This window comes from Pseudomonas sp. 09C 129, from assembly GCF_002843625.1.
Lineage (GTDB): Bacteria > Pseudomonadota > Gammaproteobacteria > Pseudomonadales > Pseudomonadaceae > Aquipseudomonas > Aquipseudomonas chlororaphis.
This window is the reverse complement of sequence record NZ_CP025261.1, coordinates 2538534-2565176: the sequence shown is the minus strand read 5'-3', so window position 1 is coordinate 2565176 and position 26643 is coordinate 2538534. Positions and strand designations below refer to the sequence as shown.

The 26643-nt window shown below is 63.2% G+C and carries 20 protein-coding genes; 9 read left to right on the top strand and 11 right to left on the bottom strand.

The features are described 5' to 3' along the window. The first annotated feature begins 63 nt into the window (after positions 1 to 63). The 8 genes from CXQ81_RS11785 to cobA all read left to right on the top strand — a co-directional run bounded on the left by CXQ81_RS11785 (position 64) and on the right by cobA (position 11798). Positions 64 to 1275 (top strand): CmpA/NrtA family ABC transporter substrate-binding protein, encoded by a 1212-nt coding sequence (locus CXQ81_RS11785; RefSeq protein ID WP_101337271.1) that lies wholly within the window; start codon positions 64 to 66, stop codon positions 1273 to 1275. A 15-nt stretch (positions 1276 to 1290) separates the two neighbouring features. Continuing rightward, complete coding sequence (locus CXQ81_RS11780; RefSeq protein WP_007932173.1) at positions 1291 to 1866, top strand: ANTAR domain-containing response regulator; 576 nt, start codon at positions 1291 to 1293, stop codon at positions 1864 to 1866. 332 nt (positions 1867 to 2198) lie between these two features. Next, entirely contained in the window at positions 2199 to 3410 is a 1212-nt protein-coding gene (locus CXQ81_RS11770; protein ID WP_009042928.1) for a NarK/NasA family nitrate transporter, read from the top strand. A gap of 7 nt (positions 3411 to 3417) precedes the next feature. Then, positions 3418 to 5088, top strand: coding sequence for a bifunctional protein-serine/threonine kinase/phosphatase (locus CXQ81_RS11765; RefSeq protein ID WP_101337269.1), 1671 nt, complete (start codon positions 3418 to 3420; stop codon positions 5086 to 5088). 456 nt (positions 5089 to 5544) lie between these two features. Next, on the top strand, positions 5545 to 7998 hold the full coding sequence (gene nirB, locus CXQ81_RS11760) for a nitrite reductase large subunit NirB (protein ID WP_101337268.1): 2454 nt from the start codon (positions 5545 to 5547) through the stop codon (positions 7996 to 7998). Continuing rightward, positions 7995 to 8312, top strand: a complete 318-nt coding sequence (nirD, locus tag CXQ81_RS11755; protein WP_007927531.1) for a nitrite reductase small subunit NirD — start codon at positions 7995 to 7997, stop codon at positions 8310 to 8312. Before nirB ends, nirD begins: the two co-directional genes overlap by 4 nt. Next, positions 8312 to 11026, top strand: a complete 2715-nt coding sequence (locus CXQ81_RS11750; RefSeq protein WP_101337267.1) for a nitrate reductase — start codon at positions 8312 to 8314, stop codon at positions 11024 to 11026. The genes nirD and CXQ81_RS11750 overlap by 1 nt, the downstream gene beginning before the upstream one ends. A gap of 10 nt (positions 11027 to 11036) precedes the next feature. Next, positions 11037 to 11798, top strand: a complete 762-nt coding sequence (gene cobA, locus CXQ81_RS11745) for a uroporphyrinogen-III C-methyltransferase (RefSeq protein WP_101337266.1) — start codon at positions 11037 to 11039, stop codon at positions 11796 to 11798. 77 nt (positions 11799 to 11875) lie between these two features. Here the strand turns inward: cobA and CXQ81_RS11740 are convergent, their stop codons facing one another. The 8 genes from CXQ81_RS11740 to ppsA form a co-directional block, all read right to left on the bottom strand. Beyond that, positions 11876 to 12862 (bottom strand): OmpA family protein, encoded by a 987-nt coding sequence (locus CXQ81_RS11740; RefSeq protein ID WP_007927525.1) that lies wholly within the window; start codon positions 12860 to 12862, stop codon positions 11876 to 11878. A gap of 107 nt (positions 12863 to 12969) precedes the next feature. Continuing rightward, positions 12970 to 13560 carry an RNA polymerase sigma factor SigX gene (gene sigX / locus CXQ81_RS11735; RefSeq protein ID WP_009042922.1) on the bottom strand — a complete coding sequence of 197 codons (591 nt, stop codon included), beginning with the start codon at positions 13558 to 13560 and terminating at the stop codon, positions 12970 to 12972. A gap of 88 nt (positions 13561 to 13648) precedes the next feature. Further along, positions 13649 to 14473 (bottom strand): mechanosensitive ion channel domain-containing protein, encoded by an 825-nt coding sequence (locus CXQ81_RS11730; protein ID WP_007927520.1) that lies wholly within the window; start codon positions 14471 to 14473, stop codon positions 13649 to 13651. A 2-nt stretch (positions 14474 to 14475) separates the two neighbouring features. After that, complete coding sequence (locus tag CXQ81_RS11725; protein WP_007927518.1) at positions 14476 to 14721, bottom strand: hypothetical protein; 246 nt, start codon at positions 14719 to 14721, stop codon at positions 14476 to 14478. A 63-nt stretch (positions 14722 to 14784) separates the two neighbouring features. Then, complete coding sequence (locus CXQ81_RS11720) at positions 14785 to 15780, bottom strand: zinc transporter ZntB (RefSeq protein WP_009042920.1); 996 nt, start codon at positions 15778 to 15780, stop codon at positions 14785 to 14787. A 25-nt stretch (positions 15781 to 15805) separates the two neighbouring features. Next, entirely contained in the window at positions 15806 to 16297 is a 492-nt protein-coding gene (gene rraA / locus CXQ81_RS11715) for a ribonuclease E activity regulator RraA (RefSeq protein WP_101337265.1), read from the bottom strand. Between the two features lie 248 nt (positions 16298 to 16545). Beyond that, entirely contained in the window at positions 16546 to 17535 is a 990-nt protein-coding gene (locus tag CXQ81_RS11710; protein WP_101337264.1) for an alpha/beta fold hydrolase, read from the bottom strand. A 100-nt stretch (positions 17536 to 17635) separates the two neighbouring features. Then, positions 17636 to 20011, bottom strand: coding sequence for a phosphoenolpyruvate synthase (gene ppsA / locus CXQ81_RS11705; protein ID WP_101337263.1), 2376 nt, complete (start codon positions 20009 to 20011; stop codon positions 17636 to 17638). Positions 20012 to 20185: 174 nt separating this feature from the next. Between ppsA and CXQ81_RS11700 the strand changes: the two genes are divergently transcribed. Beyond that, positions 20186 to 21004 carry a pyruvate, water dikinase regulatory protein gene (locus tag CXQ81_RS11700; RefSeq protein ID WP_007927505.1) on the top strand — a complete coding sequence of 273 codons (819 nt, stop codon included), beginning with the start codon at positions 20186 to 20188 and terminating at the stop codon, positions 21002 to 21004. A gap of 122 nt (positions 21005 to 21126) precedes the next feature. Here CXQ81_RS11700 and prpD read toward each other — a convergent pair whose 3' ends face one another. The 3 genes from prpD to acnD form a co-directional block, all read right to left on the bottom strand. Next, positions 21127 to 22611, bottom strand: a complete 1485-nt coding sequence (prpD, locus tag CXQ81_RS11695; RefSeq protein ID WP_101337262.1) for a 2-methylcitrate dehydratase — start codon at positions 22609 to 22611, stop codon at positions 21127 to 21129. 181 nt (positions 22612 to 22792) lie between these two features. Further along, a complete protein-coding gene (prpF, locus tag CXQ81_RS11690; RefSeq protein ID WP_101337261.1) occupies positions 22793 to 23983 on the bottom strand; it encodes a 2-methylaconitate cis-trans isomerase PrpF in 1191 nt (396 codons plus the stop codon). Positions 23984 to 24044: 61 nt separating this feature from the next. Next, positions 24045 to 26639, bottom strand: a complete 2595-nt coding sequence (acnD, locus tag CXQ81_RS11685; protein ID WP_101337260.1) for a Fe/S-dependent 2-methylisocitrate dehydratase AcnD — start codon at positions 26637 to 26639, stop codon at positions 24045 to 24047. Positions 26640 to 26643: the final 4 nt, after the last annotated feature.

The following is a 26643-nucleotide window of genomic DNA, read 5'->3' as shown; positions in this document are numbered from 1 at the left end:
GCTCTGCCTGGCGTGCGGGTGCGACGTTTTTTTATGGAAGCTTTTTATCGAGGGCGCCACCCCATGAATGAACTCCCCGTCAGCCCGCTGGCCTGGGTCAACGGCAGCGATGCCCCGGAAAAGACCGCGATCAATCTCGGTTTCATGGCCTTGAGCGACTGCGCCTCGGTGGTGGTCGCCGCCACCCAGGGCTTCGCCCAGCCTTACGGCCTGACCCTGAACCTCAAGCGCCAGGCGTCCTGGGCCAACCTGCGGGACAAGCTGGTGAGCGGCGAGCTGGATGCCGCCCACAGCCTGTACGGCCTGATCTACGCCGTGCACCTGGGCATCGGCGGGGTCAACGCCAGCGACATGGCGGTGCTGATGGGCCTGAACCAGAACGGCCAGAGCATCAACCTCTCGCGGGAGCTGCAAGCCCTGAACGTGACCACTCCTGAAGCGCTTCACCGGCACGTGCACCAAAGCCGGGCAAGGCTGACCTTCGCCCAGACCTTCCCCACCGGCACCCACGCCATGTGGCTGTATTACTGGCTGGCCGCCCAGGGCATCCACCCGTTGCAGGACGTCGACAGCGTGGTGGTGCCGCCGCCGCAAATGGTCGCGCACCTGCAGGCCGGGCGCATCGACGGTTTCTGTGTGGGCGAACCCTGGAGCGCCAGCGCGGTGAACCAGAACCTGGGCTTCACCCTGGCCACCAGCCAGGCGATCTGGCCCGACCACCCGGAAAAAGTCCTCGGCTGCACCCGCGCCTTCGTCGAGCAGTACCCGAACACCGCGCGGGCTCTGGTCATGGCGATCCTCGAGGCCAGCCGCTTCATCGAGCAGAGCCGCGAGAACCGCCAGAGCACCGCGCAACTGCTGAGCGCCCGCGAGTACCTCGATGCGCCGCTGGACTGCATCGAGCCGCGCCTGCTCGGCGAATATACCGACGGCCTTGGCCACCGCTGGCAGGACCCGCACGCGCTACGCTTTCATAATGAAGGCGCGGTCAACCTGCCGTATCTGTCCGACGGCATGTGGTTCATGACCCAGTTCCGCCGCTGGGGCCTGCTGCGCGAAGACCCCGATTACCTGGGCATCGCGCGCCAGGTGCAGCAACTCGAGCTCTATCGTGAAGCCGCCACCGCCGTCGGCGTCGCGTCCTGGGGCCAGGACATGCGCAGCAGCCAGTTGATCGACGGCAAGCTATGGGACGGTTCGGACCCGGCCGCCTATGCCCGCAGCTTCCAGCTGCACGCCATGAGCGACAGCTCCCCTCTTCTCGCCAGCCGCTGACAGGAGCCCGAGACCATGTTGCGTATCCTGCTGATCAACGACACCGCCAAGAAGGTCGGTCGGCTCAAGGCGGCCCTGATGGAAGCCGGTTTCGAGGTGATCGACGAGTCGGGCCTGACCATCGACCTGCCGACGCGCGTCGAAACGGTGCGTCCGGACGTGATCCTGATCGATACCGAATCACCGAGCCGCGATGTGATGGAGCAAGTGGTGCTGGTCAGCCGCGACCAGCCACGGCCGATCGTGATGTTCACCGACGAGCACGACCCCGACGTGATGCGCCACGCCATCAAGTCCGGGGTCAGTGCCTACATAGTCGAAGGCATCCAGGCCCAGCGCCTGCAGCCCATTCTCGACGTGGCCATGGCCCGGTTCGAGAGCGACCAGGCCTTGCGCGCGCAGCTGCAGGCCCGCGACCAGCAACTGGCCGAGCGCAAGCGCATCGAGCTGGCCAAGGGCCTGTTGATGAAGATGAAAGACTGCAACGAAGAACAGGCCTACACCCTGATGCGCCGCCAGGCCATGAGCCGCCAGCAGAAGCTGATCCAGGTGGCGGAGCAGATCATCGCCATGAGCGAGTTGCTGGGCTGAAAGCTTGCGGTGCCGGTGCGGGCCCCATCGCGGGCAAGCCTCGCTCCTACGGAGAAGACCGTGAGTTTCTGCAGGAGCGAGGCTTGCCCGCGATCCGGGACACCTGGACTGCAACTCTTGGCACAAATCTGGCTATGTAATCGACACAGGTAACCAACGGCGGTTGCCCCACCTACGACAAAGACGTCGCACACCCTTCTCGCCCCAGGCGATGCGGGTTGCGGCGTTTTTTCGTTTTGGCCCCACAGCCCGGGGCCGGTGGAGCGGCCGTAATGGCGCCCCACGCAAAAGCTCATGACTCCTTTCGAGACTCTTAACAGCTGAGGTGCGCGATGAATTCAAGCTTCTGGAAATCCGGCCACACCCCGACATTGTTCGCGGCCTTCCTCTACTTCGACCTGAGCTTCATGGTCTGGTACCTGCTCGGCCCACTGGCCGTGCAGATCGCCGCCGACCTGCAACTGACCACCCAGCAGCGCGGGCTGATGGTGGCCACGCCGATCCTGGCCGGCGCCGTGCTGCGGTTCGCCATGGGCCTGCTGGCCGATCGCCTGTCCCCCAAGACCGCCGGGCTGATTGGCCAGGTGATTGTCATCGGCGCGCTGTTCTGCGCCTGGAAGCTGGGCATCCACAGCTATGAACAGGCCCTGCTGCTGGGGCTGTTCCTGGGCATGGCCGGCGCTTCGTTCGCCGTGGCCCTGCCGCTGGCCTCGCAATGGTATCCACCACAGCACCAGGGCAAGGCGATGGGCATCGCCGGGGCCGGCAACTCCGGCACAGTATTCGCGGCGCTGTTCGCGCCCTTGCTGGCCGGTGCCTTCGGCTGGAGCAACGTGTTCGGCTTCGCCCTGATCCCACTGATCCTGACCCTGGTGCTGTTCGCCTGGCTGGCCAGGAACGCCCCGGAACGGCCCAAGGCCAAATCCATGGCCGACTACTTCAAGGCCCTGGGCGACCGCGACAGCTGGTGGTTCATGTTCTTCTACAGCGTGACCTTCGGCGGCTTCATCGGCCTGGCCAGCGCCCTGCCCGGCTACTTCAACGACCAGTACGGCCTGAGCCCGGTCACCGCCGGCTACTACACCGCCGCCTGCGTGTTCGGCGGCAGCCTGATGCGCCCGCTGGGCGGCGCGCTGGCCGATCGTTTCGGCGGCATTCGCACCCTGCTGGTGATGTACAGCGTCGCGGCGGTATGCATCGCCGCGGTCGGTTTCAACCTGCCCAGCTCCTACGCGGCCCTGGCCCTGTTCGTATGCACCATGCTCGGCCTGGGTGCGGGTAACGGCGCGGTCTTCCAGTTGGTGCCGCAACGCTTTCGTCGCGAGATCGGGGTGATGACCGGGCTGATCGGCATGGCCGGCGGCATCGGTGGTTTCGCCCTGGCCGCGGGCATGGGCGCGATCAAGCAAAGCACCGGCAGCTATCAACTGGCCCTGTGGCTGTTCGCCAGCCTGGGCGTGCTGGCCTGGTTCGGCCTGCACGGGGTGAAACGCCGCTGGCGGACCACCTGGGGCTCCGCCGCTGTCACCGCGGCGCGGGTCTGAGCCGTCCATGAGCCTGCAACTGAGCCACGCCCAGGCCAGCGCCATCGGTCCGCGCGCGGAGAACCAGGACGCCTTGCGCCTGGTCACCCCGGCGCCGACCCTGGCCGCCAGCAAGGGCCTGCTGTTCGCCATCGCCGACGGTGTCAGCCAATGCGCCGATGGCGGCCTGGCCGCGCGCTCGACCTTGCAGGCGCTGGCGCTGGACTACTACGCCACCCCGGAAACCTGGGCCGTGGCCCAGGCGCTGGAACGCCTGCTGCTGGCGCAGAATCGCTGGTTGCAGGCCAACGGCGGCGGCCAGCCGCTGCTGACCACCGTCAGCGCCCTGGTGCTGCGCGGCCGGCGCTTTACCCTGGCCCATGTCGGCGATTGCCGGGTCTATCGCTGGCATGCCGATCAGTTGCAACGCATCAGCGACGATCATGTCTGGGACCAACCCGGCATGCAGCATGTGCTCAAGCGTGCCCTGGGCCTGGACCAGCACCTGGTGGTGGACTTCCTCGACGGCGAGCTGCGGGAAAACGAAAGTTTCCTGATGCTCAGCGATGGCGTCTGGGCCACCCTGGGCGACACCGCCATCGCCGCGATCCTGCGCGACCAGCCCGACCTCGACAGCGCGGTGCAGACCCTGGTCAGCGCCGCGCACCTGGCCGGCAGCCAGGACAATGCCAGCGCCCTGCTGGTGCGGGTCGAAGCCCTGGGCGAAAGCTCCATCGGCGACGCCCTGATTCACTTGCAGCAATGGCCACTGCCGCCGCCTCTCAAACCGGGCCAGCACTTCGAAGGCTGGCAGGTCGTCGAGGTGCTCGGACAGAGCCAGCAATCCCTGCTGTACCGCGTGCTCGATGCGCAACAACAACCCTGGCTGCTGAAAACCCTGCCCGGTCATCTGCACGACGATCATCAGGCCGGGCAATCGCTGCTGTCAGAGGAGTGGTTCCTGCGTCGGGTGGCCGGCCGGCACTTTCCCGAAGTGCATGCCGCGACCAGCCGCCAGCATCTGTATTACGTGATGCGCGAATACCCGGGGCAGACCCTGGCCGAGCATCTGCAACAACATGGTCCCTTGCCGCTGGCGCAGTGGCAGGACCTGGCCGAGCGCCTGCTACGGGCCGTGGGTCTGCTGCACCGCCGGCAGATCCTGCACCGCGACATCAAGCCGGAAAACCTGCTGCTCGGGGACGACGGCGAATTGCGCCTGCTGGATTTCGGCCTGGCCTATTGCCCCGGCCTGTCCGAGGACCAGGCGCACCTGCTGCCCGGCACCCCGAGCTATATCGCCCCAGAGGCTTTCAACGGCGTGGCGCCGACACCGCGGCAGGACCTGTACGCGGTAGGCGTGACCCTCTACCACTTGCTGACCGGGCATTTTCCCTACGGCGAAATCGAAGCCTTCCAGCGCCCGCGCTTCACCACCCCGGTCAGCGCCAGCCGCTATCGCCCGGACCTGCCGGACTGGCTCGAACAGAGCCTGGAACGCGCGGTACAGGCCGATCCGGCCCAGCGTTATGAAACCGCCGAAGAGTGGTTGCTGGCGCTGGAACAGGGCGAGCGCCGCAGCCTCAGCGTGCGCCCCAGACCGCTGCTGGAACGCGAGCCCTTGAAAGTCTGGCGCACCCTGGCGCTGGTCTCGCTGTTGCTCAACCTGCTGTTGCTGTACCTGTTCCTGCATCACTGACCTCACTGTTTTCCTGTAGCCGCTGCCGCAGGCTGCGACCGGCACCGCAGGGGCCGCAAAACCTGACGACGCGGTTTTACCCGCAGGTAGGGGATAGCGCCTTACGCCGGCTACGCCGTCGATCGCAGCCTGCGGCAGCGGCTACAGGGATAGCGCAGCGTGCGCCAGAAACGGGCAAGACGCTTTGAATCGGTGCAGAAAATCCTCCCTGCTGGCCAGAGGCAGGCTTTCAGCCCTGCTGAAACCGCCATTGGCGGAACTTGGCACAACCGCTGCATTAACTCTCCCAACAGCACATACGACCCGGCCTTCAACGACGAAGGATGGGTTTTCCCGAGAGAACGGGACCGGACAAAGGCGTCCTGCCAGGCAACTGGCGGGGCGCCTTTTTTGTTTGTGCAACGTTTATCGAGCCAGGCCCGGCATGCCCGACGGTCTGTCTACGCGGAGAGCGAAATGAACAAACTCAAGCTGGTGATGATCGGCAACGGCATGGCCGGGGTCCGTACCCTGGAAGAGCTGCTCAAGCTGAGCAATGAGCTGTACGACATCACGGTCTTCGGCGCGGAACCCCACACCAACTACAACCGCATCCTGCTCTCCCCGGTACTGGCCGGCGAACAGACCTTCGAAGAGATCGTGCTCAACGACCTGAGCTGGTACCTGGACAACCACATCAAGCTGCTGCTCAACCGCAAGGTGGTGCAGATCGACCGGGTCAAGCGCCGGGTGATCGCCGAAGACGGCAGCGAAGCCGAGTACGACCGCCTGCTGATCGCCACCGGCTCGACCCCGTTCATCCTGCCGATTCCCGGCAACGACCTGCAGGGCGTGATCGGCTACCGCGATATCGCCGACACCCAGGCGATGATCGACACCGCCAAGACCCACAAGCACGCAGTGGTCATCGGCGGCGGCCTGCTCGGCCTCGAAGCCGCCAACGGCCTGATGCTGCGCGGCATGGACGTGACCGTGGTGCACATCGGCGAATGGCTGCTGGAGCGCCAGCTGGACAAGACCAGCGGCCAGCTGCTGCAAAGCGCCCTGGAAAGCCGCGGCCTGAAATTCCGCCTGAGCGAACAGACCCAGGCCCTGCACGACGCGGGCAATGGCCGGGTCGGCTCGGTGCAGTTCAAGAACGGCGACATCATCCCCGCCGACCTGGTGGTGATGGCCGCCGGCATCCGGCCCAATACCGAGCTGGCGGAAAAAGCCGGGCTGCCGTGCAGCCGCGGGATCCTGGTCAACGACACCCTGCAGACCTACGACCCACGCATCTACGCCATCGGCGAATGCGCCAGCCATCGCGGCATCGCCTACGGCCTGGTGGCGCCGCTGTTCGAACAGGCCAAGGTCTGCGCCAACCACCTCGCTCAACTGGGCTTCGCCACTTACAAGGGCTCGGTGACCTCGACCAAGTTGAAAGTCACCGGCATCGACCTGTTCTCCGCCGGCGACTTCATGGGCGGCGAAGGCACCGAGACCATCACCCTCTCCGACCCCATCGGCGGCGTGTACAAAAAACTGGTGATCAAGGACGACATCCTGGTCGGCGCCTGCCTGTATGGCGATACCGCCGACGGCGGCTGGTACTTCCGGCAGATCCGCGAGAACCACGCCATCGGCGAGATCCGCGACCACCTGATGTTCGGCGAGAACGCCCTGGGCGATGTCGGCCACCAGGGCCAGGACAAGGCCATGAGCATGGCCGACAGCGCCGAAGTCTGCGGCTGCAACGGCGTGTGCAAGGGCACCATCGTCAAGGCGATCCAGGAGCACGGCCTGTTCAGCGTCGACGAGGTCAAGAAGCACACCAAGGCCGCCAGTTCCTGCGGCTCCTGTGCCGGCCTGGTGGAACAGATCCTGATCAACACCGTGGGTGGCGCGGCCGACGTCAAGCCGAAAAGCGAGAAAGCCATCTGCGGCTGCAGCGACCTCAACCACGGGCAGATCCGCCAGGCGATCCGCGAACAGCACCTGCTGACCATCGCCGGCACCATGAGCTACCTGAACTGGCGCACGCCCAACGGCTGCGCCACCTGCCGCCCGGCGCTGAACTACTACCTGATTGCCACCTGGCCGGGCGAAGCCAGGGACGATCCGCAATCGCGCCTGATCAACGAACGGGCCCACGCCAATATCCAGAAAGACGGCACCTATTCGGTGGTGCCGCGGATGTGGGGCGGCGTCACCACCCCCTCCGAACTGCGGCGTATCGCCGACGTGGCGGACAAGTACCAGGTGCCGATGGTCAAGGTCACCGGCGGCCAGCGCATCGACCTTTTGGGTATCAAGAAGCAGGATTTGCCCGGGGTCTGGAAAGACCTGGACATGCCCTCCGGCCACGCCTACGGCAAGTCCATCCGCACCGTGAAAACCTGCGTCGGCAGCGAGTTCTGCCGCTTCGGCACGCAGAACTCCACCCAGCTGGGCATCGAGCTGGAGCATGACCTGTTCAACATGTGGTCGCCGCACAAGGTCAAGCTGGCGGTCTCCGGCTGCCCACGCAACTGCGCCGAGGCCGGGATCAAGGACGTCGGCATCATCGGCGTCGACTCGGGCTGGGAGATGTATATCGGTGGTAACGGCGGGATCAAGACCGAGGTCGCGGAGTTCTTCGTCAAGCTGAAAACCGCCGACGAAGTGCGCGAATACAACGGCGCTTTCCTGCAGCTGTACCGCGAGGAAGCCTTCTACCTGGAGCGCACTGTGCACTACCTGCAGCGGGTCGGCATGGCGTACATCAAGCAGGCCATCATCGAAGACCCGCAACGGCGCAAGGCCCTCAACGAGCGCCTGCAATTCTCCCTGTCCTTCGAACAGGACCCGTGGAAGGAGCGCCAGGAACAGCCGCAGCTGAAAAAAGAGTTCGAGCCGATCCGCGTCAAGCAACTGGAGGTGCTGCCATGAACTGGCTGGATATCTGCGCCCTGGACGAGATCAACGCCCTGGGCTCGCGCATCGTCAACGGCCCCAGGGGCGATATCGCGATCTTTCGCACCAGCGACGACGAAGTCTTCGCCCTCGACGACCGCTGCCCGCACAAGGGCGGGCCGCTGTCCCAGGGGCTGATCTACGGCAAGACGGTCGCCTGCCCGTTGCATAACTGGCAGATCGACCTGGAGTCCGGCGAAGCGCAGGCGCCGGATATCGGCTGCGCCCATCACCATCTGGCGCGGGTGGAAAACGGCCGCGTGCTGCTGGCCCTGCGGGATGCCGGCTGATGAACCGCCAGACGACCGCCTCGACCTGCTGTTACTGCGGCGTTGGCTGTGGCGTGCTGATCGAGCACGACGGCGAACGCATCCTCGGCGTCAGTGGCGACCCGAGCCACCCGGCCAACCACGGCAAACTGTGCAGCAAAGGCTCCACCCTGCACCTGACCGGCGACCTCGCGGCCCGCGCCCTGTATCCGGAATTGCGCCTGGGCAAGGCCCTGGCGCGCAGCCGCACCGACTGGGACACCGCGCTGGAGCACGCGGCCAACCTGTTTGCCGAAACCATCGCCGAACATGGCCCGGACAGCGTAGCCTTCTATATCTCCGGGCAATTGCTTACCGAGGATTACTACGCCTTCAACAAACTGGCCCGGGCCCTGGTGGGCACCAACAACATCGACAGCAATTCGCGGCTGTGCATGTCCTCGGCGGTGGTCGGCTACAAACGCAGCCTGGGCGCCGACGCCCCGCCCTGCAGCTACGAAGACCTCGAACTGAGCGACTGCGTGATGATCGTCGGCAGCAACATGGCCTACGCCCATCCGGTGCTGTTCCGCCGCCTGGAGCAGGCCAAGCGCCTGCGGCCGCAGATGAAAGTGATCGTCATCGACCCGCGGCGCACCGACACCTGCGACCTGGCCGATTTGCACCTGGCGATCCTGCCCGGCACCGATGTCGCGCTGTTCCACGGCATCCTGCACCTGCTGCTGTGGCAGGACTGGATCGATCGCGACTTCATCCAGGCGCATACCGAAGGCCTGGCCGAGCTGAAGAACCTGGTCCACGACTACACCCCGCATATGGTCGCGCAGCTGTGCGGCATCAGCGTCGAGCAACTGCGCCAGTGCGCCGAATGGGTCGGCACCTCGCCGAGCTTCCTGTCGCTGTGGTGCATGGGGCTGAACCAGTCCAGTGCCGGCAGCGCGAAAAACAGCGCACTGATCAACCTGCACCTGGCCACCGGGCAGATCGGCCGCCCCGGGGCCGGCCCTTTCTCGCTCACCGGCCAACCGAATGCCATGGGCGGCCGGGAAACCGGCAGCCTGTCGAACCTGCTGCCGGGGCACCGGGACGCCGCCAACCCGGAGCACCGGGCTGAAGTCGCGGCCTACTGGGGTGTCGAGCAATTGCCGGCCAACCCCGGCCTGAGCGCGATCGAGCTGTTCGAACAGCTGCGCGGCGGCAAGATCAAGGCGCTGTGGATCGCCTGCACCAACCCGGCGCAATCGCTGCCCGACCAGAACACGGTGCGAGAGGCTTTGCTGGCCTGCCCGTTCGTGGTCCTGCAGGAAGCCTTTCGCACCACCGAGACCGCGGCCTTTGCCGACCTGCTGCTGCCCGCCGCCAGCTGGGGCGAGAAGGAAGGCAGCGTGACCAACTCGGAACGGCGCATCTCCCATGTGCGCCGCGCCGTGGCCGCACCGGGCGAAGCACGTCCGGATTGGGCCATCACCCTGGACTTCGCCCGGCGCCTGGAACAGCGCCTGCGCCCGCAACAGCCCAGCCTGTTCGCCCTGGATACGCCTGCCCAGTTGTTCGATGAGTACAAACTGCTGACCCGCGGCCGTGACCTGGACCTTTCCGGCATCAGCCACGCGCTGATCGACCGTATCGGCCCGCAGCAATGGCCCTTCCCCGCCGGCGCCGAACAAGGGACGCCGCGGCTGTACGTCGACGGCCGCTTCCCGACCGCCAGCGGGCGGGCGCACTTCGTCAGCGACCCGTATCGCGCGGCCAAGGAACAGCGGGATGCGCGCTTCCCCCTGACCCTGATCACCGGCCGCCTGCGGGATCAATGGCACGGCATGAGCCGCACCGGCACCGCGGCCCAGCTGTTCGGGCACGTCAACGAGGCCGTCCTCAGCCTGCACCCGGACGAACTGCGCCGGCAGAACCTGCAAGCGGGTGACCTGGTCTCGCTGAAAAGCCGTCGCGGCAGCGTGATAGTCGCGGTAGCGGATGACGACAGCGTGCGCCCGGGCCAGGCTTTCCTGCCGATGCACTGGGGCGATCGGTTTCTCAAGGGCGGCGTCAATGCCGTGACTCAGCCGGCGTTCGATCCACTGTCCAAACAGCCGGAACTCAAGCACAGCGGTGTACGCCTGGAACCGGTCCAGTTGCCGTGGCAATTGTTCGCCCTGATCGAAGGCGACGTGCAGCGGCATTTCGAAGCCCTGCGCCTGCTCTGCGAAAGTTTCGCCTACGTCAGCCTGAGCCTGGCCGGCCGCGAACGCCCGGCCCTGCTGCTGCGGGTGGCCAACGCCGAGGCGCCGGCGGCGCAACTGCTCAAGGACATCGACCAGTTGCTGGGGCTCAACGCAGGCCCGGTGCTGGCCTATGACGATCCTCGGCGCTCCATCGGCAAGCGGGTACGCATCGAACAGGGGCGGATCACCGCCATTCGCCTGGCCGGTGAAACCCTCGCCCGGCACTGGCTGCAGAACCTGTGGCTGGAAGGCAAGGCCGATGAGCAACTGCGCCGCTGGCTGCTGGCGCCGATGAGCGCGCCGCCGGGGGCGGCCGGGCTCGTCTCGAGCGGCAAGACCTTGTGCAACTGCAAGAACGTCAGCCAGAGCGCGGTCTGTGCCGGGATCTCCCGCGGCCTGGACCTCGATGGCCTGAAACAGGAGCTGGGCTGCGGCACTCAATGCGGCTCCTGCGTCCCCGAAATCAAACGTCTGCTGGCCAGCTCGGCACAGCCCGTCGCAATCCCCCTGTGAGGAAACAAACATGAGCGCAAAAGTCTGGCTGGTGGGTGCGGGCCCTGGCGATCCTGAACTACTGACCCTCAAGGCCGTGCGTGCCCTGGGCGAGGCGGATGTGGTGCTGATCGACGATCTGGTGAATCCGACGGTGCTGGAGCACTGCCCCCGGGCACGGGTTATTGCCGTGGGTAAACGCGGAGGCTGTCGTTCGACACCCCAGGCGTTCATTCATCGGCTGATGCTGCGCTACGCCCGCCATGGTAAGTGTGTGGTACGCCTCAAGGGCGGCGATCCGTGCATCTTCGGCCGTGGCGGTGAAGAAGCGCAGTGGCTGCAGGAACGTGGCGTCGAGGTGGAACTGGTGAACGGCATCACGGCCGGCCTGGCGGGAGCTACCCAGTGCGGTATCCCGCTGACCCTGCGCGGTGTCGCCCGTGGCGTCACCCTGCTGACGGCCCATACCCAGGACGACAGCAGCCTGAACTGGCAAGCCCTGGCACAAAGCGGTACGACGCTGGTGATCTATATGGGGGTGGCAAAACTGGGCGAGATCCGTGAACAGCTGATCGCTGGCGGCCTGGCACCGCATACCCCGGTGGCCATGATTGAAAACGCGTCCCTGCCCGAGCAACGACTGTGTCGGAGCGATCTGTACGCCATGCAGGACGATGCCCATGCCTTCCAGCTGAAAAGCCCGGCCATCCTGGTCGTCGGCGAAGTGGCCGCTTGCGGTGCACAACTGCCCGCCCTTTCCGAAGCGGCCCTGGCGGCGGCATTCTCGGCCTGACTCCAGGCGCGTTCATCAAATCGCGGACAAAGAAAAACCCGGCCTAGGCCGGGTTTTTCAAAGCTGCAAGCTACAGATTACTGAGCTTGTTGAGCTTGTGCTTCAACCTGCGCTTCTACGCGACGGTTTACAGCGCGGCCAGCTTCAGTTGCGTTGTCAGCAACTGGGCGGGACTCACCGTAACCAACGGATTGAACGCGGCTCGACTCAACACCGTACTGGCTGGTCAGAACTTGCTTAACGGCGTTTGCACGACGCTCAGACAGTTTCTGGTTGTAAGCGTCAGGACCGACGGAGTCAGTGTGACCTTCAACAACGGTGGTGGTTTGTGGGTACTGCTTCATGAAGTCAGCGAGGTTCTTGATGTCAGCGTAGCTGTTAGGCTTAACGACCGACTTGTCGAAGTCGAACTTCACGTCCAGCTCAACACGAACAACTTCAGCAACCGGAGCTTCTGGTTCTGGAGTTGGCTCTGGAACTGGAGCAGGAGCTGGAGCAACCTTGCCAGCGTTGCCGCCGAAGTTCACACCCAGACCAACCAGAGCGGAGTAGTCCCACTTGCCGTTGTCCATTGCGTAGTCGGCTTCAACGCCGGCACGAGCGAACAGGTTGTCGGTGAAGTAGTACTTAACACCGGTACCGATGATAGCCAGGGTCGACTGGTCGCGACCGCTGTGGCCGTCAGCCAGGACGTTGGTACGGCTCTGGTGACCGAAACCACCGGAAACGTATGGACGCAGGGAGTCCACGCCAGCTTGACCGAAGTGGTAGGTAGCCAGCAGGCTGCCGGTGTCACCTTTGATCTTCTGGTTGCCAGTGCCGTCGTTCGAACGGGTGTGGTTGGTTTTGTCGTAGTTCAGGTCCAACGACAGGTCATCGGTCAGGAAGTAGCCGATACGAGCGCCTGGGTTGAAGCCGTCTTCGATGTGCTTAACGCTGTCGTTGTACTGTTTTTTGTAAAACAGTTCACCCTCGACCGCGCCTTGGCCTTGCGCCAGAACGCCGAACGAAGTCACGGCAACAATAGAACCAATGGCAATGCCCAAGGTGTTTTTCAGTTTCATCCGTTAAATCCCCATCTGGTGATTGTAAAGCAGTCCCACATACCGGGGGACAACTCGGCGGTAAGTCTATCAGAACTTACCTAGACGTAAGAGATATTTGCGCCGAACTAAGTTTCAGCAATGCCTGCAAATTTCTCACGCAATTTATCAAGCGCACGCTTGTACCGCATTTTCGTAGCACTCAACCCCATGTGCATGATGTCTGCAATCTCCTGGAACTCCAGTTCTGCGACGAATCGTAGCACCAGAATCTCCCGATCGATCGGGTTCACATGCACCAACCAGCGGTCAAGTCCGCCCTTTTCCTCAGGTTTCGGCGCCTTATCTTCAGACGCTTCCTCGAGGGGATCAAGACTTAACGCATCCATCAAGCGGCGTTTCCGCCGTTCTTTCCGATACTGCGTGATGCATTCGTTGTACGTGATGCTATAGAGCCATGTCTTGAACTTCGATTTCCCCTCGAAGTTCTTGAGGCCATACAGCACCTTCAACATCACCTCCTGACAGACATCGTCAGCATCACGATCGTTCCCTAAATAACGTGCACAAACGTTGAAGAGGGTTCGCTGATAGCGTCGCATCAACTCTTCATACGCACGCGTTACGTGAAACAGCTCCGTGTGCGAGCGCGCAACCAACTCCTCGTCAGAGAGCTCACGGGGGTCATAGCGCGTGGATAGCGATTGGGCTTTATTCAAAACGAGTCGGGCCGACAGTCAGGTCAATGTCCACCGCAGCCCAGACACGGGCATTTTGCGGCGGCATACATTAGCAGGGTTTGCCGGGTTAGCGGCTACTTACATGCTGCTCCAGCATGATCCGATTGGAGAGCGAGACCAGCTCGCCCTCATCGGTCAGCAGTGTAGTCTTAACCGTGCCGATCTCCTCGATCTGCCCTTCGACCTCGCCAACTCGCACTTGTTGCCCAACCTGATACAACTCACGCACATAGATTCCCGCAAGAATCTGACCGGCAATATCCCGGCTTCCCAACCCCATGGCCAAGGCAACAGCCAGACCAACGGTAATCAAAACGATCACGATCACATGGTTGAGCAGGTCGGTTTTGACCTCCAACTGACTGATCGCAACGGAAATACTGATGATGATCACCAGGCCCTGGGCGATTCGCCCCAGGCCACTGGCGTAATCCAGACCGACCCCTTCGGCCGCTCCGCGCACCAGCCCATTGGCCAATTGCGCCAGCAATACCCCCACCAACAGCACCAGCGCGGCCCCGAAAACCTTCGGTAAATACAACGCCAGCATGTCGAGCGTAGCCGAAACCCGCTCCAGGCCAAGGGATTCTGCAGCAGAAACCAGAAAAATCAGTAATACGAACCAATACACGATTTTACCGATCAAGGTAGAAATCGGCACTTGCAGACCCGCCCGGGACAGCAGTTTGGTCAAACCGGTACCGCCCATCAAACGGTCCAGGCCCAGTTTGGCGAGCAATTTGGAAAGCAGGGTATCAAGCAGTTTGGCAACCACAAAACCCAGCAGCAGCACGACCAGCGCGCCAAACAGATTGGGAATGAAGTTCGCTACCTTGGTCCACAACGCAGTCATCGCAGTGACGAGGCTCTGAGTCCAGAGATCAAGTTCCATATTCAATCAGCCTTATCAGCAGTGCGAGCAGTAGGTTTACGACGGGAAACCGGCGAGATATGGGCCGATCCGTTATTCAGAGCAATCATCAGCGCCGGCAACCAGCGGCCGAGCAGACTGAACAGATCGCCCGCCCCCACCTGCCGGTTGGCGGTTTTCAGGACGCGGCCCAGGCACGCATCGTCGTCCCGGGTGGACGGTGTGGCCTTGAGCATGTCACGCAACGACTGTTCAAACGGATCGTGCATACGCACCTCTCGATATGTCAGTGAAAGACGCGATCAAAATTCCCTGGGTCACATAGTTCATGATCAGACCCAGCGCAAACGTCGGAATAACCACCACTGTCCCAGCGCGACCAGCGCCATCAGCAGGCAGGCCACCAGAAACCCGTAGGGGCTGTTGGAAAGCGGAATGCCTCCCACATTGATCCCCAACAAACCGGCCAGAAAACTCATCGGCAGAAAGATTCCGGTGATGATCCCGAAGCGAAACATGATGCGGTTCATGCGCACGCTCAGGCGCCGGTCTTCGGCCTCCAGCACAAGCCCCACGCGCTCTCGGGTCAATTCGAGCTCTTCCAGGTAGCGGGTCAGGCTGTTGTTCAATTCGTTCCAGTAATCGCCATCGTCATCGGCGAACCAAGGCAGCCTGATGCGGCTGAGCTGACCGAAAATATCCCGCTGCGGAGCGAGGAAACGCTTGAGTCCGGCAGCCCGTCGACGAATCTGCAGAATGTTGCTGTGCTCGGGGGTATACCGTTCGTCGGCATCCAGTTTTTCTTCCTCGGCATCGACCACTTCCGACAGGTCGCTGACCAGGTCCTGCACTTTATGGGTCAGGTACTCAGCCATATAAAGGATGAGCTCGGAGGCGGTTTTCGGTCCCTTGCCTTCGCCCAGTTGCACCAGCAGCTCATCGGTCGCGCGCAATGGCCGCAGGCGCAGGGAGATCACTCGCTGGGCCGAACCGAAGATGCGTACCGAAACCATGTCCTCCGGCTCGGCGCCCGGGTTGAGGTTGATGCCGCGTAAAAACAGCAGGAACTCGGAGTCCGGCAGCGCCAACAGGCGCGGCCGGGTATTTTCTTCGAGTAAAAGGTCACAGCTGAACTCGCTCAGACCGCTGGATTTACGCAGCCAGGTCTGGGTTTGCGGATGGCTGCGATCCCAATGCAGCCAGAGGCTCTCATGGGCTTGCAGCTGCAAGTCGTCCAGTTCAGTTCGGGCAATCGCACGCGCACCACCTTTACCATCCAGCACCAGGGCATGTACCAGCCCCCATTGCGCGTTGTCTTCCTCGAACATCCTCATCCCTTGCTTGGTCGACTGCTTATTCGGGCATTTTCAGCGGGCTTGGCGAAACGATCACGCCATTGTTGTCGGCATAGACATATTCGCCCGGACGGAACGTCACCCCGGCAAACGTCACCACCACGTTGAGATCGCCAATGCCGCGCTTGTCGGTTTTCATCGGGTGACTGGCCAGCGCCTGAACGCCCAGGTCGGTTTGCGCGATGACATCGACATCACGGATGCAACCGTAGATCACCAGCCCTTCCCAACCGTTCTTCGCCGCCTTCTCGGCCAGCATATCGCCCAGCAGCGCACAGCGCAGGGACCCGCCACCGTCGACCACCAGCACCTTGCCGTGGCCCTTGAGCTCGACCTGTTCCTTGACCAGCGAGTTGTCTTCGAAGCATTTGATGGTCACGATTTCGCCGCCGAAGGAGTCGCGGCCACCGAAATTGCTGAACATCGGTTCAACCACCTGTACCAGATCCGGGTAGGTGTCGCACAGGTCGGGAGTGAGGTAATGATTCATCGAGAAACTCCTGTAATGGAAAGAACACGTCGCGGTGTCGGAATTCGCAGGGTTCATGCTGAGTGATACGAGGGCAGACGGAGAATGTTTAACATTTCAGCTAGCCCTCACCATACGCCAATTTCAGCAGGCTCGGCGGCACGAACAAGATGCTTGATCGGCGACCGAATATGACCAGAACCGCTCAACGCGTCATATCTTAGCCGCAAGCGCATCGGAACGAAATGCTCTTGTCAGAGCCTGACAACTCAACTCGCGGCAGCCAGTTCGGTGCCCGACGCCAACAACGGGCTCTGCTGATCCTTCAACCATCGCGCGACCAAAGGCCAGACTTCGGCCTGGGCCGCTTTGCTCACCAGCATCTCCACATGGCCGAAATTGCCGCTGAACCCTTGTTTGCGTCCCAGGCAGACAAACTGCTTATGCTCGGAACTCAACTGGTCAAACAGTTTGCGACAAGCCCAGGTCGGATCCTGATGATCCCCCGCCGCACTCACTGCCAATACCGGCAGCGAAACATCGGACAAGCCGGCCCACCAGTCCTTCTGCCCATCGCCGAAACGCCCGAACAGCCCGTACCAGCGCATGCCTTCCAGGGCCAGGCCAATGGGCTCGTCCTCGGGACCGCGCTTGAGTCGCGAGCCGGACAACTGGGCAAAACGCTTGAGAATGAAACGACCGCCCCACTCCACCGCCGGGATTTTCAATGGCCAATAGGTGCGGCTGACCTGACAGCCGAACAGCGCCGCCGACGCCACTGCCGGCTCTCCCAGGTACTGGCCGCCCAAGGCCGCCGCCAGGGTAATGCCACCCAGGGAATGACCAATCCAGTGCGGAACCTGGCCGCTTTGTTCCCGCACGAAGGCGCCAATGGCAGGCAGATCGTATTGCGCATAGTCGGCGACGCGATTCTTGCGGTAGTCGGCATTGCGTCGCGACAGGCCATGACCACGCATCTCGGGGATCCATACATCGAAGCCCATGCGCGCCAGATACGCGCCCAGGCCGATGCCCTTGGGCGAATACCAGAAACGCCGATTGGAGAAGCTGCCGTGCAGCAGGATCACTGGGACACCACGGGATTCGGGCTCATCCGCCATCCCCAGGCGGGTAACGGCCAGCTCGACCGTGGCGTCCGGGCTATTGCCGGGCTTCAGGCGGTAGACGTCTTCACTCAGGTCGCCTCGACGTTCGGCACTGATCAAGGCGACGGGAAACAGGTTGCTGCTGCTTTGCATAATGCTCTTGCACAAAAAAGGGCGGCTTCCAGATGGAGCCCGCCCTACTTGAATCTCAAAGCACTGGCCAGCCCGAAGGCTGGCCAGTGCTTCATTCCGCTTAGACCGCACCCTGCCCCTCGGCCAGGAAGAACCAGGTTTCCAGTACGGAATCCGGGTTCAGCGAGACGCTTTCGATGCCCTGCTCCATCAGCCACTTGGCCAGGTCCGGATGGTCGGACGGGCCCTGGCCGCAAATACCGATGTATTTGCCGGCCTTGTTGCAGGCGGCGATGGCGTTGGCCAGCAGCTTCTTGACCGCCGGATTACGCTCGTCGAACAGGTGCGCGATGATGCCCGAATCGCGGTCCAGGCCCAGGGTCAGCTGGGTCAGGTCGTTGGAGCCGATGGAGAAGCCGTCGAAGAACTCGAGGAACTCTTCGGCCAGGATCGCGTTGGAAGGCAGCTCGCACATCATGATCACGCGCAGGCCGTTCTCACCGCGCTTGAGGCCGTTTTCAGCCAGCAGATCCACCACCTGGCTGGCTTCGCCCAGGGTGCGGACGAACGGCACCATGATCTCGACGTTGGTCAGGCCCATGTCGTTACGCACGCGCTTGAGGGCGCGGCATTCGAGCTCGAAGCAGTCACGGAAGGCTTCGCTGATGTAACGCGAAGCACCGCGGAAGCCCAGCATCGGGTTTTCTTCTTCCGGCTCGTAGAGCTTGCCGCCGATCAGGTTGGCGTATTCGTTGGACTTGAAGTCCGACAGGCGCACGATGACCTTTTTCGGCCAGAAGGCCGCAGCCAGGGTGCTGATGCCTTCAACCAGCTTGTCGACGTAGAAACCGACCGGCTCGTTGTAACCGGCGATGCGCTTGTCGACGCTGTCCTTGATTTCATGGGGCAGGCCGGCGTAGTTCAGCAGTGCCTTGGGGTGCACGCCGATCATGCGGTTGATGATGAACTCCAGGCGGGCCAGGCCGACACCGGCGTTCGGCAGCTGGGCGAAGTCGAAGGCGCGGTCCGGGTTGCCGACATTCATCATGATCTTGAACGGCAGCTCCGGCATGGCGTCGACGGAGTTTTTCTTCACGTCGAAGCCCAGCTCGCCTTCGAAGATGAAACCGGTGTCGCCTTCAGCACAGGACACGGTCACGCCCTGGCCGTCTTTCAACAGTTCGGTGGCATTGCCGCAACCGACAACGGCCGGAATCCCCAGCTCGCGCGCAATGATCGCGGCGTGGCAGGTACGGCCGCCACGGTTGGTGACGATGGCGCTGGCGCGCTTCATCACCGGCTCCCAGTCCGGGTCGGTCATGTCGGATACCAGCACGTCGCCGGCCTGGACCTTGTCCATCTCCGACACGTCCTTGATGATCCGCACCTTGCCGGCGCCGATGCGCTGGCCGATGGCGCGACCTTCCACCAGCACGGTGCCGGTTTCCTTCAACAGGTAACGTTCCATGACGTTGGCCTGGGTGCGGCTCTTCACGGTTTCCGGACGGGCCTGGACGATGTACAGCTTGCCGTCGTCGCCGTCTTTGGCCCATTCGATGTCCATCGGGCACTTGTAGTGCTTTTCGATGATCATCGCCTGCTTGGCCAGCTCGCTGACTTCGGCGTCGGTCAGGCAGAAACGCGCGCGATCGGCCTTGTCGACGTCGACGGTCTTGACCGAGCGACCGGCCTTGGCTTCGTCGCCGTAGATCATCTTGATCGCCTTGCTGCCCAGGTTGCGGCGCAGGATGGCCGGGCGACCGGCTTGCAGGGTGCCTTTGTGGACGTAGAACTCGTCCGGGTTCACCGCACCTTGAACGACGGTTTCACCCAGGCCGTAGGCGCCGGTGATGAACACCACGTCACGGAAGCCCGACTCGGTATCGAGGGTGAACATCACGCCGGCGGTACCGGTTTCCGAACGCACCATGCGCTGCACGCCGGCAGACAGGGCGACCAGCTTGTGGTCGAAGCCCTGGTGCACGCGGTAGGAAATGGCACGGTCGTTGAACAGGGAAGCGAAGACTTCCTTGGCAGCGCGAATGACGTTCTCGACGCCACGGATATTGAGGAAGGTTTCCTGCTGGCCGGCGAAGGAAGCGTCCGGCAGGTCTTCGGCGGTGGCCGAGGAGCGCACGGCCACGGCCATGTCAGGGTTGCCCGCGGACAGCTTGGCGAACGCGGTGCGGATTTCGCTATTCAGTTGCTCGGGGAACTCGGCTTCCATGATCCATTGACGGATCTGCGCGCCGGTCTTGGCCAGGGCATTCACGTCATCGACGTCCAGGGCGTCGAGCGCGGCGTGGATCTGGTCGTTAAGACCGCTCAATTCGAGAAAATCACGATAGGCCTGGGCCGTCGTGGCAAAGCCTCCAGGGACGGATACACCGGCGCCTGCAAGGTTACTGATCATCTCGCCCAGGGATGCGTTCTTGCCCCCCACATGCTCTACATCATGGACGCCGAGCTTATCGAGGGAAACTACGTACTCTACCAAGGTGATCTCTCCACTAACTGTGTTGGAAAAGCTCAGAAGCCGGCTGCTCGGGGGAGCGCTTGCCAGCTGTATGGCCTGGACCTGGAAAATAAGTGAGAATGCGGGCCATTGGAGGCCGGCAAATCGCGCCTATCATATCCAAGATTCGTCACTAGCTTAAGGCCCAAGGTGCAAATGAAACGATCTGCTTTCTTTATCTCCGACGGTACCGGCATCACCGCTGAAACCCTCGGCCAGAGCCTCCTGGCGCAGTTCGAAAACATTACCTTCAGCAAAATCACGCGACCGTATATCGACAGCGTAGATAAAGCGCGGGCCATGGTACAACAAATCAACATCGCCGCCGAAAAGGACGGATTTCGCCCGATTATCTTCGACACCATCGTCAATCAGGACATCCGTGAGATCCTCGCGACGTCCAATGGTTTCATGATCGACATCTTCTCGACCTTCCTCGCCCCCCTGGAGCTGGAGTTGAGCGAGCACTCGTCGTACTCGGTCGGCAAGTCCCACTCCATTGGCGGCAACTCCAACTATATGGAGCGGATCGAGGCGGTGAACTTCGCCCTCGATAACGACGACGGCGCCCGCACCCACTACTACGACAAGGCCGACCTGATCCTGGTCGGCGTGTCGCGCTGCGGCAAGACCCCGACCTGCCTGTACATGGCCATGCAGTTCGGGATCCGCGCCGCCAACTACCCGCTGACCGAAGACGACATGGAACGCCTGCAACTGCCGACGGCCCTGCGCGCGCACCAGCACAAGCTGTTCGGCCTGACCATCGACCCCGACCGGCTCACCGCCATCCGCAACGAGCGCAAGCCCAACAGCCGTTATTCGAGCTACGCCCAGTGCGAGTTCGAAGTGCGCGAGGTGGAAAACCTGTTCCGCCGCGAGAACATTCCGCACATCAATTCCACCCATTTCTCGGTGGAAGAGATCTCGGCGAAGATCCTCGTGGAAAAAGGCGTCGAGCGGCGCTTCAAGTAGCGTTATCTGACCAATAGAAGGCTATCGCGAGCAATCGAGCGTCGACCGGCTGCTCCTGCATGGTTTACAAGATCTTGTAGGAGCGAGCTTGCTCGCGATCGGACCAACGGTCCGCCCTGCTCTCAAATCACCAACAGGTCCACGAACCGGTGCACCGCCGTGGCTTCCAGCTGCGCCTGGTCCTTGCACAGGGCAAAGATCTGCGCTGAACGCTGGGCCGTGAAGCGGGTGGCCAGGTTGGCCTTGAACTTGTCTTCCAGCAGCGCAATGCCTTCGGCGCGACGCCGGCGATGGCCAATCGGGTATTCCACCACCACCTGCTCGGTGCTCGAGCCATCCTTGAAAAACACCTGTAGCGCATTGGCGATGGAGCGCTTGTCGGCCTCCAGGTACTCGCGGGTGTAGCGCGGCTCTTCGACTATCTGCATCTTCTCGCGCAACTGATCGATGATCGGGTGGGCGGCATGGAAGCCGTCTTCATAGTGCTCGGCCACCAGGTTGCCGAACGCCAGCGGCACGGCGGTCATGTACTGGATGCAGTGGTCGCGGTCGGCGGCATTGGCCAGCGGGCCGACCTTGGAAATGATGCGGATCGCCGATTCGTGGGTGGTGATGACGATCCTGTCGATCTCGTGCAGGCGATTGCGCACCAGCGGGTGCAGGGTCACCGCCGCCTCGCAGGCGGTCTGCGCATGGAACTCGGCCGGGAAGCTGATCTTGAACAGCACGTTTTCCATCACATAGCTGCCGTACTGCTGCGACAGGCTGAAACGGCGCTGGTCTTCGGGCTTGAGCGCCAGGTCCTTGTTGGTGTGGCTGAACAGCACGTCGTAGAAGCCCCACTGCGGCGCACTCAGCACTCCCGGGATACCCATCTCGCCACGCAGGGCGATATCCGCCAGGCGCACGCCACGGCTGGTGGCATCGCCCGCCGCCCAGGATTTGCGCGAACCGGCGTTCGGCGCATGGCGATAGGTACGCAGCGCCTGGCCATCGACAAAGGCATGGGACAGCGCCGCCAGCAACTGCTCGCGGTTGGCCCCCATCAACTTGGCGGTGACCGCGGTCGAGGCGACTTTCACCAGCAAGACATGGTCGAGGCCGACCCGGTTGAAGGAGTTTTCCAGGGCAATCACCCCCTGGATCTCATGGGCCATGATCATGGCCTCGAGCACCGCGCGCATGGTCAGCGGCGCCTCGCCATTGGCCACGCGTTTTTGCGACAGGTGATCGGCCACGGCGAGGATGCCACCGAGGTTGTCGGAAGGATGGCCCCACTCGGCGGCGAGCCAGGTGTCGTTGTAATCCAGCCAACGGACAATGCAGCCGATATCCCAGGCCGCCTTGACCGGGTCCAGGCGCAAGCGGGTGCCCGGCACCCGCGCGCCAAACGGCACGACCGTGCCCTCCACTATCGGCCCCAGGTGCTTGGCGCACTCGGGAAAGCGCAGGGCCAGCAAGCCACAGCCGAGGGTGTCCATCAGGCAGTTGCGGGCGGTATCCAGAGCCTCGCGGGACTCGATCCGATAGTTCAGAACGTAGTCGGCGATGTCCTGCAGGACCTGGTCGTAATCGGGGCGTTCGTTCAGATCAACGTTGGCGCTCATGGGCAGTTCACTCCATCAAGGGTTGGGTTGCATCCTCAAGGTCAGGCTGATCGGGTTATTTTTTTATTCACCCCATTGTAGAAGCGAGCTTGCTCGCGATGACGGATGGACTGTCGAAATCGATGTCGACCGTGGTATCGCTATCGCGAGCAAGCTCGCTCCTACAGGGGCCGTTTATGATTTAGAACGCGTCGCCAGGCACACGTACCCAGCCTTCCATCAAGACCCGTGCGCTACGACTCATGATGGCCTTGGTCACGCTCCATTCGCCGTTGTCCTGCACGGCTTCGGCGCCGACGCGCAGAGTCCCCGACGGGTGGCCGAAACGCACCGCGCTGCGCTCTCCGCCGCCGGCCGCCAGGTTGACCAGGGTCCCGGGGATCGCCGCCGCCGTGCCAATGGCCACCGCGGCGGTGCCCATCATCGCGTGGTGCAGCTTGCCCATGGACAGCGCGCGTACCAGCAGATCGACATCCGCGGCCTGCACCGCCTTGCCGCTGGAAGCCTGGTAGCCCGCGGGCGGCGCGACAAAGGCGACCTTGGGCGTGTGCTGACGCTTGGCCGCTTCATCCAGATTCTGGATCAGCCCCATGCGCAGCGCGCCGTGGGCGCGGATGGTCTCGAACATCGCCAGCGCCTTGGGGTCGCCGTTGATATCGCCCTGCAGCTCGGTACCGCTGTAGCCGATGTCGCGGGCGTTGATGAAAATCGTCGGGATCCCGGCATTGATCATGGTGGCCTGGAAAGTCCCGACACCCGGCACCTCCAGGTCGTCCACCAGGTTGCCGGTGGGGAACATCGAACCGCCGGCGCCCTCTTCCTCGGCCGCTGGGTCAAGGAACTCCAACTGCACTTCGGCCGCCGGGAAAGTCACCCCGTCCAGCTCGAAATCGCCGGTTTCCTGGACCGCGCCGTTGGCCATCGGCACATGGGCGATGATGGTCTTGCCGATATTGGCCTGCCAGATGCGCACCACCGCCACGCCGTTCTGCGCAATGCGCTCGGCATCCACCAGGCCGCTGCTGATGGCGAAGGAACCGACCGCCGCCGACAGGTTGCCGCAGTTGCCGCTCCAGTCGACGAAAGGCTTGTCGATGGACACCTGGCCAAACAGGTAATCCACGTCGTGGCCGGGCTTGATGCTTTTCGACAGGATCACCGTCTTGCTGGTGCTGGACGTGGCGCCGCCCATGCCGTCGATCTGCTTGTCGTACGGGTCGGGGCTGCCGATCACCCGCAACAGCAAGGCATCGCGGGCCGCGCCCGGCAGCTGCGCCGCCTCGGGCAGGTCCTGCAGGCTGAAGAACACACCCTTGCTGGTGCCGCCCCGCATGTAGGTGGCGGGAATCTTGATTTGCGCTACGAAAGCCATGAGTTCTCGGTCCTGATAAAGACCGAGGGCGGCGCCTTGCGGCCCGCCCCCGGTACGTCACTTAACTGGCCACAGCCGATTCGAGGAAGTCCTGGGCAAAGCGCTGCAACACGCCGCCCGCTTCGTAGATCGACACCTCTTCGGCGGTGTCGAGCCGGCAGGTCACCGGCACCTCGACCCGCTCGCCGTTCTTGCGCTGGATCACCAGGGTCAGCGTGGCGCGCGGCTTGCGCTCGCCCACCACGTCGAAGGTTTCGGTGCCGTCGATGCCCAGGGTCTTGCGGTCGGTACCCGGTTTGAACTCCAGCGGCAGCACGCCCATGCCCACCAGGTTGGTGCGGTGGATGCGCTCGAAGCCTTCGGCGGCGATGGCTTCCACCCCGGCCAGGCGCACGCCCTTGGCCGCCCAGTCACGGGACGAACCCTGGCCGTAGTCGGCGCCGGCGATGATGATCAGCGGCTGCTTGCGCTGCATATAGGTCTCGATGGCTTCCCACATCCGGGTGACCTGGCCTTCCGGCTCGATCCGCGCCAGCGAACCCTGCTTGACCTTGCCGCCTTCCTGGACCATTTCGTTGAACAGTTTCGGGTTGGCGAAGGTCGCGCGTTGCGCGGTCAGGTGGTCGCCCCGGTGGGTCGCGTAAGAGTTGAAGTCCTCTTCCGGCAGGCCCATTTTCGCCAGGTACTCGCCGGCCGCGCTGTCGAGCATGATGGCGTTGGACGGCGACAGGTGATCGGTGGTGATGTTGTCCGGCAGCACCGCCAGCGGGCGCATGCCGGTCAGGCTGCGCGCCCCGGCCAGGGCGCCTTCCCAGTACGGCGGACGGCGGATGTAGGTGCTCATCTCACGCCAGTCGTACAACGGCTCGACCTTGGGCCCGGTGTCTTCGTGAATGGCGAACATCGGGATGTACACCTTGCGGAACTGCTCGGGTTTCACCGAAGCCTTGACCACCGCATCGATCTCTTCGTCGCTCGGCCAGATGTCCTTGAGGCGGATTTCCTTGCCGTTGGCGTCCAGGCCCAGCACGTCCTTCTCGATGTCGAAACGGATGGTCCCGGCAATCGCATAAGCCACCACCAGCGGCGGCGATGCGAGAAACGCCTGCTTGGCGTATGGATGGATACGCCCGTCGAAGTTGCGGTTGCCCGAAAGCACCGCGGTGGCATACAGGTCGCGGTCGATGATCTCTTTCTGGATCACCGGGTCCAGCGCGCCGGACATGCCGTTGCAGGTGGTGCAGGCAAAGGCCACGACGCCAAAGCCCAATTGCTCCAGTTCCTTGGTCAGGCCCGCTTCGTCCAGGTACATGGCGACGGTCTTGGAGCCCGGGGCCAGCGACGACTTGACCCAGGGTTTGCGGGTCAGGCCGAGCTTGTTGGCATTGCGCGCCAGCAGGCCGGCGGCGATCACGTTGCGCGGGTTGCTGGTGTTGGTGCAGCTGGTGATGGCCGCGATGATCACCGCGCCATCGGGCATTTGCCCCGGCACCTCTTCCCACTGGCCGGCGATGCCCTTGGCCGCCAGGTCGCTGGTCGCCACCCGGGCGTGGGGGTTGCTCGGGCCCGCCATGTTGCGCACCACCGAGGACAGGTCGAACTGCAAGCCACGCTCGTACTGCGCGTTCTTCAGGCTGTCGGCCCACAGGCCGGCCTGTTTGGCATAGTTCTCGACCAGTTGTACTTGCTCGTCTTCACGACCAGTGAGCTTGAGGTAGTCGATGGTCTGCTGGTCGATGTAGAACATCGCCGCGGTGGCGCCGTATTCCGGGGCCATGTTGGAGATGGTCGCGCGGTCGCCCAGGGTCAGCGCCGCGGCGCCCTCGCCGAAGAACTCCAGGTAGGCACCCACCACCTTCTGCTTGCGCAGGAACTCGGTCAGCGCCAGCACCATATCGGTGGCGGTGATGCCCGGTTGCAGCTTGCCGGTCAGCTCGACGCCAACGATTTCCGGCAGGCGCATCCAGGACGCCCGGCCGAGCATCACGCTTTCGGCTTCCAGGCCGCCGACGCCGATGGCGATCACGCCCAGGGCATCCACGTGCGGGGTGTGGCTGTCGGTGCCGACGCAGGTATCGGGGAAGGCTACGCCATCGCGCGCCTGGATCACCGGGGACATTTTCTCCAGGTTGATCTGGTGCATGATGCCGTTGCCCGGCGGGATCACGTCGACGTTCTTGAAGGCCTTCTTGGTCCAGTTGATGAAGTGGAAACGGTCTTCGTTGCGCCGGTCTTCCACGGCGCGGTTCTTGGCGAACGCATCCGGGTCGAAGCCGCCGCACTCCACCGCCAGCGAGTGGTCGACAATCAACTGGGTCGGCACCACCGGGTTGACCTGGGCCGGGTCGCCACCCTGGTCGGCGATGGCATCGCGCAGGCCGGCCAGGTCCACCAGGGCAGTCTGGCCAAGAATGTCGTGGCACACCACGCGGGCCGGAAACCACGGGAAGTCGAGGTCGCGCTTGCGCTCGATCAGTTGCTTCAGGGAAGCGGTCAGGGTCGCCGGATCGCAACGCCGCAGCAGGTTTTCCGCGAGCACGCGCGAGGTGTACGGCAGGCTGTCGTAGGCGCCGGGCTGGATGGCCTCGACAGCCGCGCGGGTGTCGAAGTAGTCCAGTCGGGTACCGGGTAACGGTTTACGAAATTCAGTGTTCATCGTC

Excerpts from the sequence above, each read along its gene's own strand:
- CXQ81_RS11785 (WP_101337271.1), top strand. The coding sequence starts at position 64 with ATGAATGAACTCCCCGTCAGCCCGCTGGCCTGGGTCAACGGCAGCGAT.
- CXQ81_RS11780 (WP_007932173.1), top strand. The coding sequence starts at position 1,291 with ATGTTGCGTATCCTGCTGATCAACGACACCGCCAAGAAGGTCGGTCGG.
- CXQ81_RS11770 (WP_009042928.1), top strand. The coding sequence starts at position 2,199 with ATGAATTCAAGCTTCTGGAAATCCGGCCACACCCCGACATTGTTCGCG.
- CXQ81_RS11765 (WP_101337269.1), top strand. The coding sequence starts at position 3,418 with ATGAGCCTGCAACTGAGCCACGCCCAGGCCAGCGCCATCGGTCCGCGC.
- nirB (WP_101337268.1), top strand. The coding sequence starts at position 5,545 with ATGAACAAACTCAAGCTGGTGATGATCGGCAACGGCATGGCCGGGGTC.
- nirD (WP_007927531.1), top strand. The coding sequence starts at position 7,995 with ATGAACTGGCTGGATATCTGCGCCCTGGACGAGATCAACGCCCTGGGC.
- CXQ81_RS11750 (WP_101337267.1), top strand. The coding sequence starts at position 8,312 with ATGAACCGCCAGACGACCGCCTCGACCTGCTGTTACTGCGGCGTTGGC.
- cobA (WP_101337266.1), top strand. The coding sequence starts at position 11,037 with ATGAGCGCAAAAGTCTGGCTGGTGGGTGCGGGCCCTGGCGATCCTGAA.
- CXQ81_RS11740 (WP_007927525.1), bottom strand. The coding sequence starts at position 12,862 with ATGAAACTGAAAAACACCTTGGGCATTGCCATTGGTTCTATTGTTGCC.
- CXQ81_RS11730 (WP_007927520.1), bottom strand. The coding sequence starts at position 14,473 with ATGGAACTTGATCTCTGGACTCAGAGCCTCGTCACTGCGATGACTGCG.
- CXQ81_RS11725 (WP_007927518.1), bottom strand. The coding sequence starts at position 14,721 with ATGCACGATCCGTTTGAACAGTCGTTGCGTGACATGCTCAAGGCCACA.
- CXQ81_RS11720 (WP_009042920.1), bottom strand. The coding sequence starts at position 15,780 with ATGTTCGAGGAAGACAACGCGCAATGGGGGCTGGTACATGCCCTGGTG.
- rraA (WP_101337265.1), bottom strand. The coding sequence starts at position 16,297 with ATGAATCATTACCTCACTCCCGACCTGTGCGACACCTACCCGGATCTG.
- CXQ81_RS11710 (WP_101337264.1), bottom strand. The coding sequence starts at position 17,535 with ATGCAAAGCAGCAGCAACCTGTTTCCCGTCGCCTTGATCAGTGCCGAA.
- CXQ81_RS11700 (WP_007927505.1), top strand. The coding sequence starts at position 20,186 with ATGAAACGATCTGCTTTCTTTATCTCCGACGGTACCGGCATCACCGCT.
- prpD (WP_101337262.1), bottom strand. The coding sequence starts at position 22,611 with ATGAGCGCCAACGTTGATCTGAACGAACGCCCCGATTACGACCAGGTC.
- prpF (WP_101337261.1), bottom strand. The coding sequence starts at position 23,983 with ATGGCTTTCGTAGCGCAAATCAAGATTCCCGCCACCTACATGCGGGGC.
- acnD (WP_101337260.1), bottom strand. The coding sequence starts at position 26,639 with ATGAACACTGAATTTCGTAAACCGTTACCCGGTACCCGACTGGACTAC.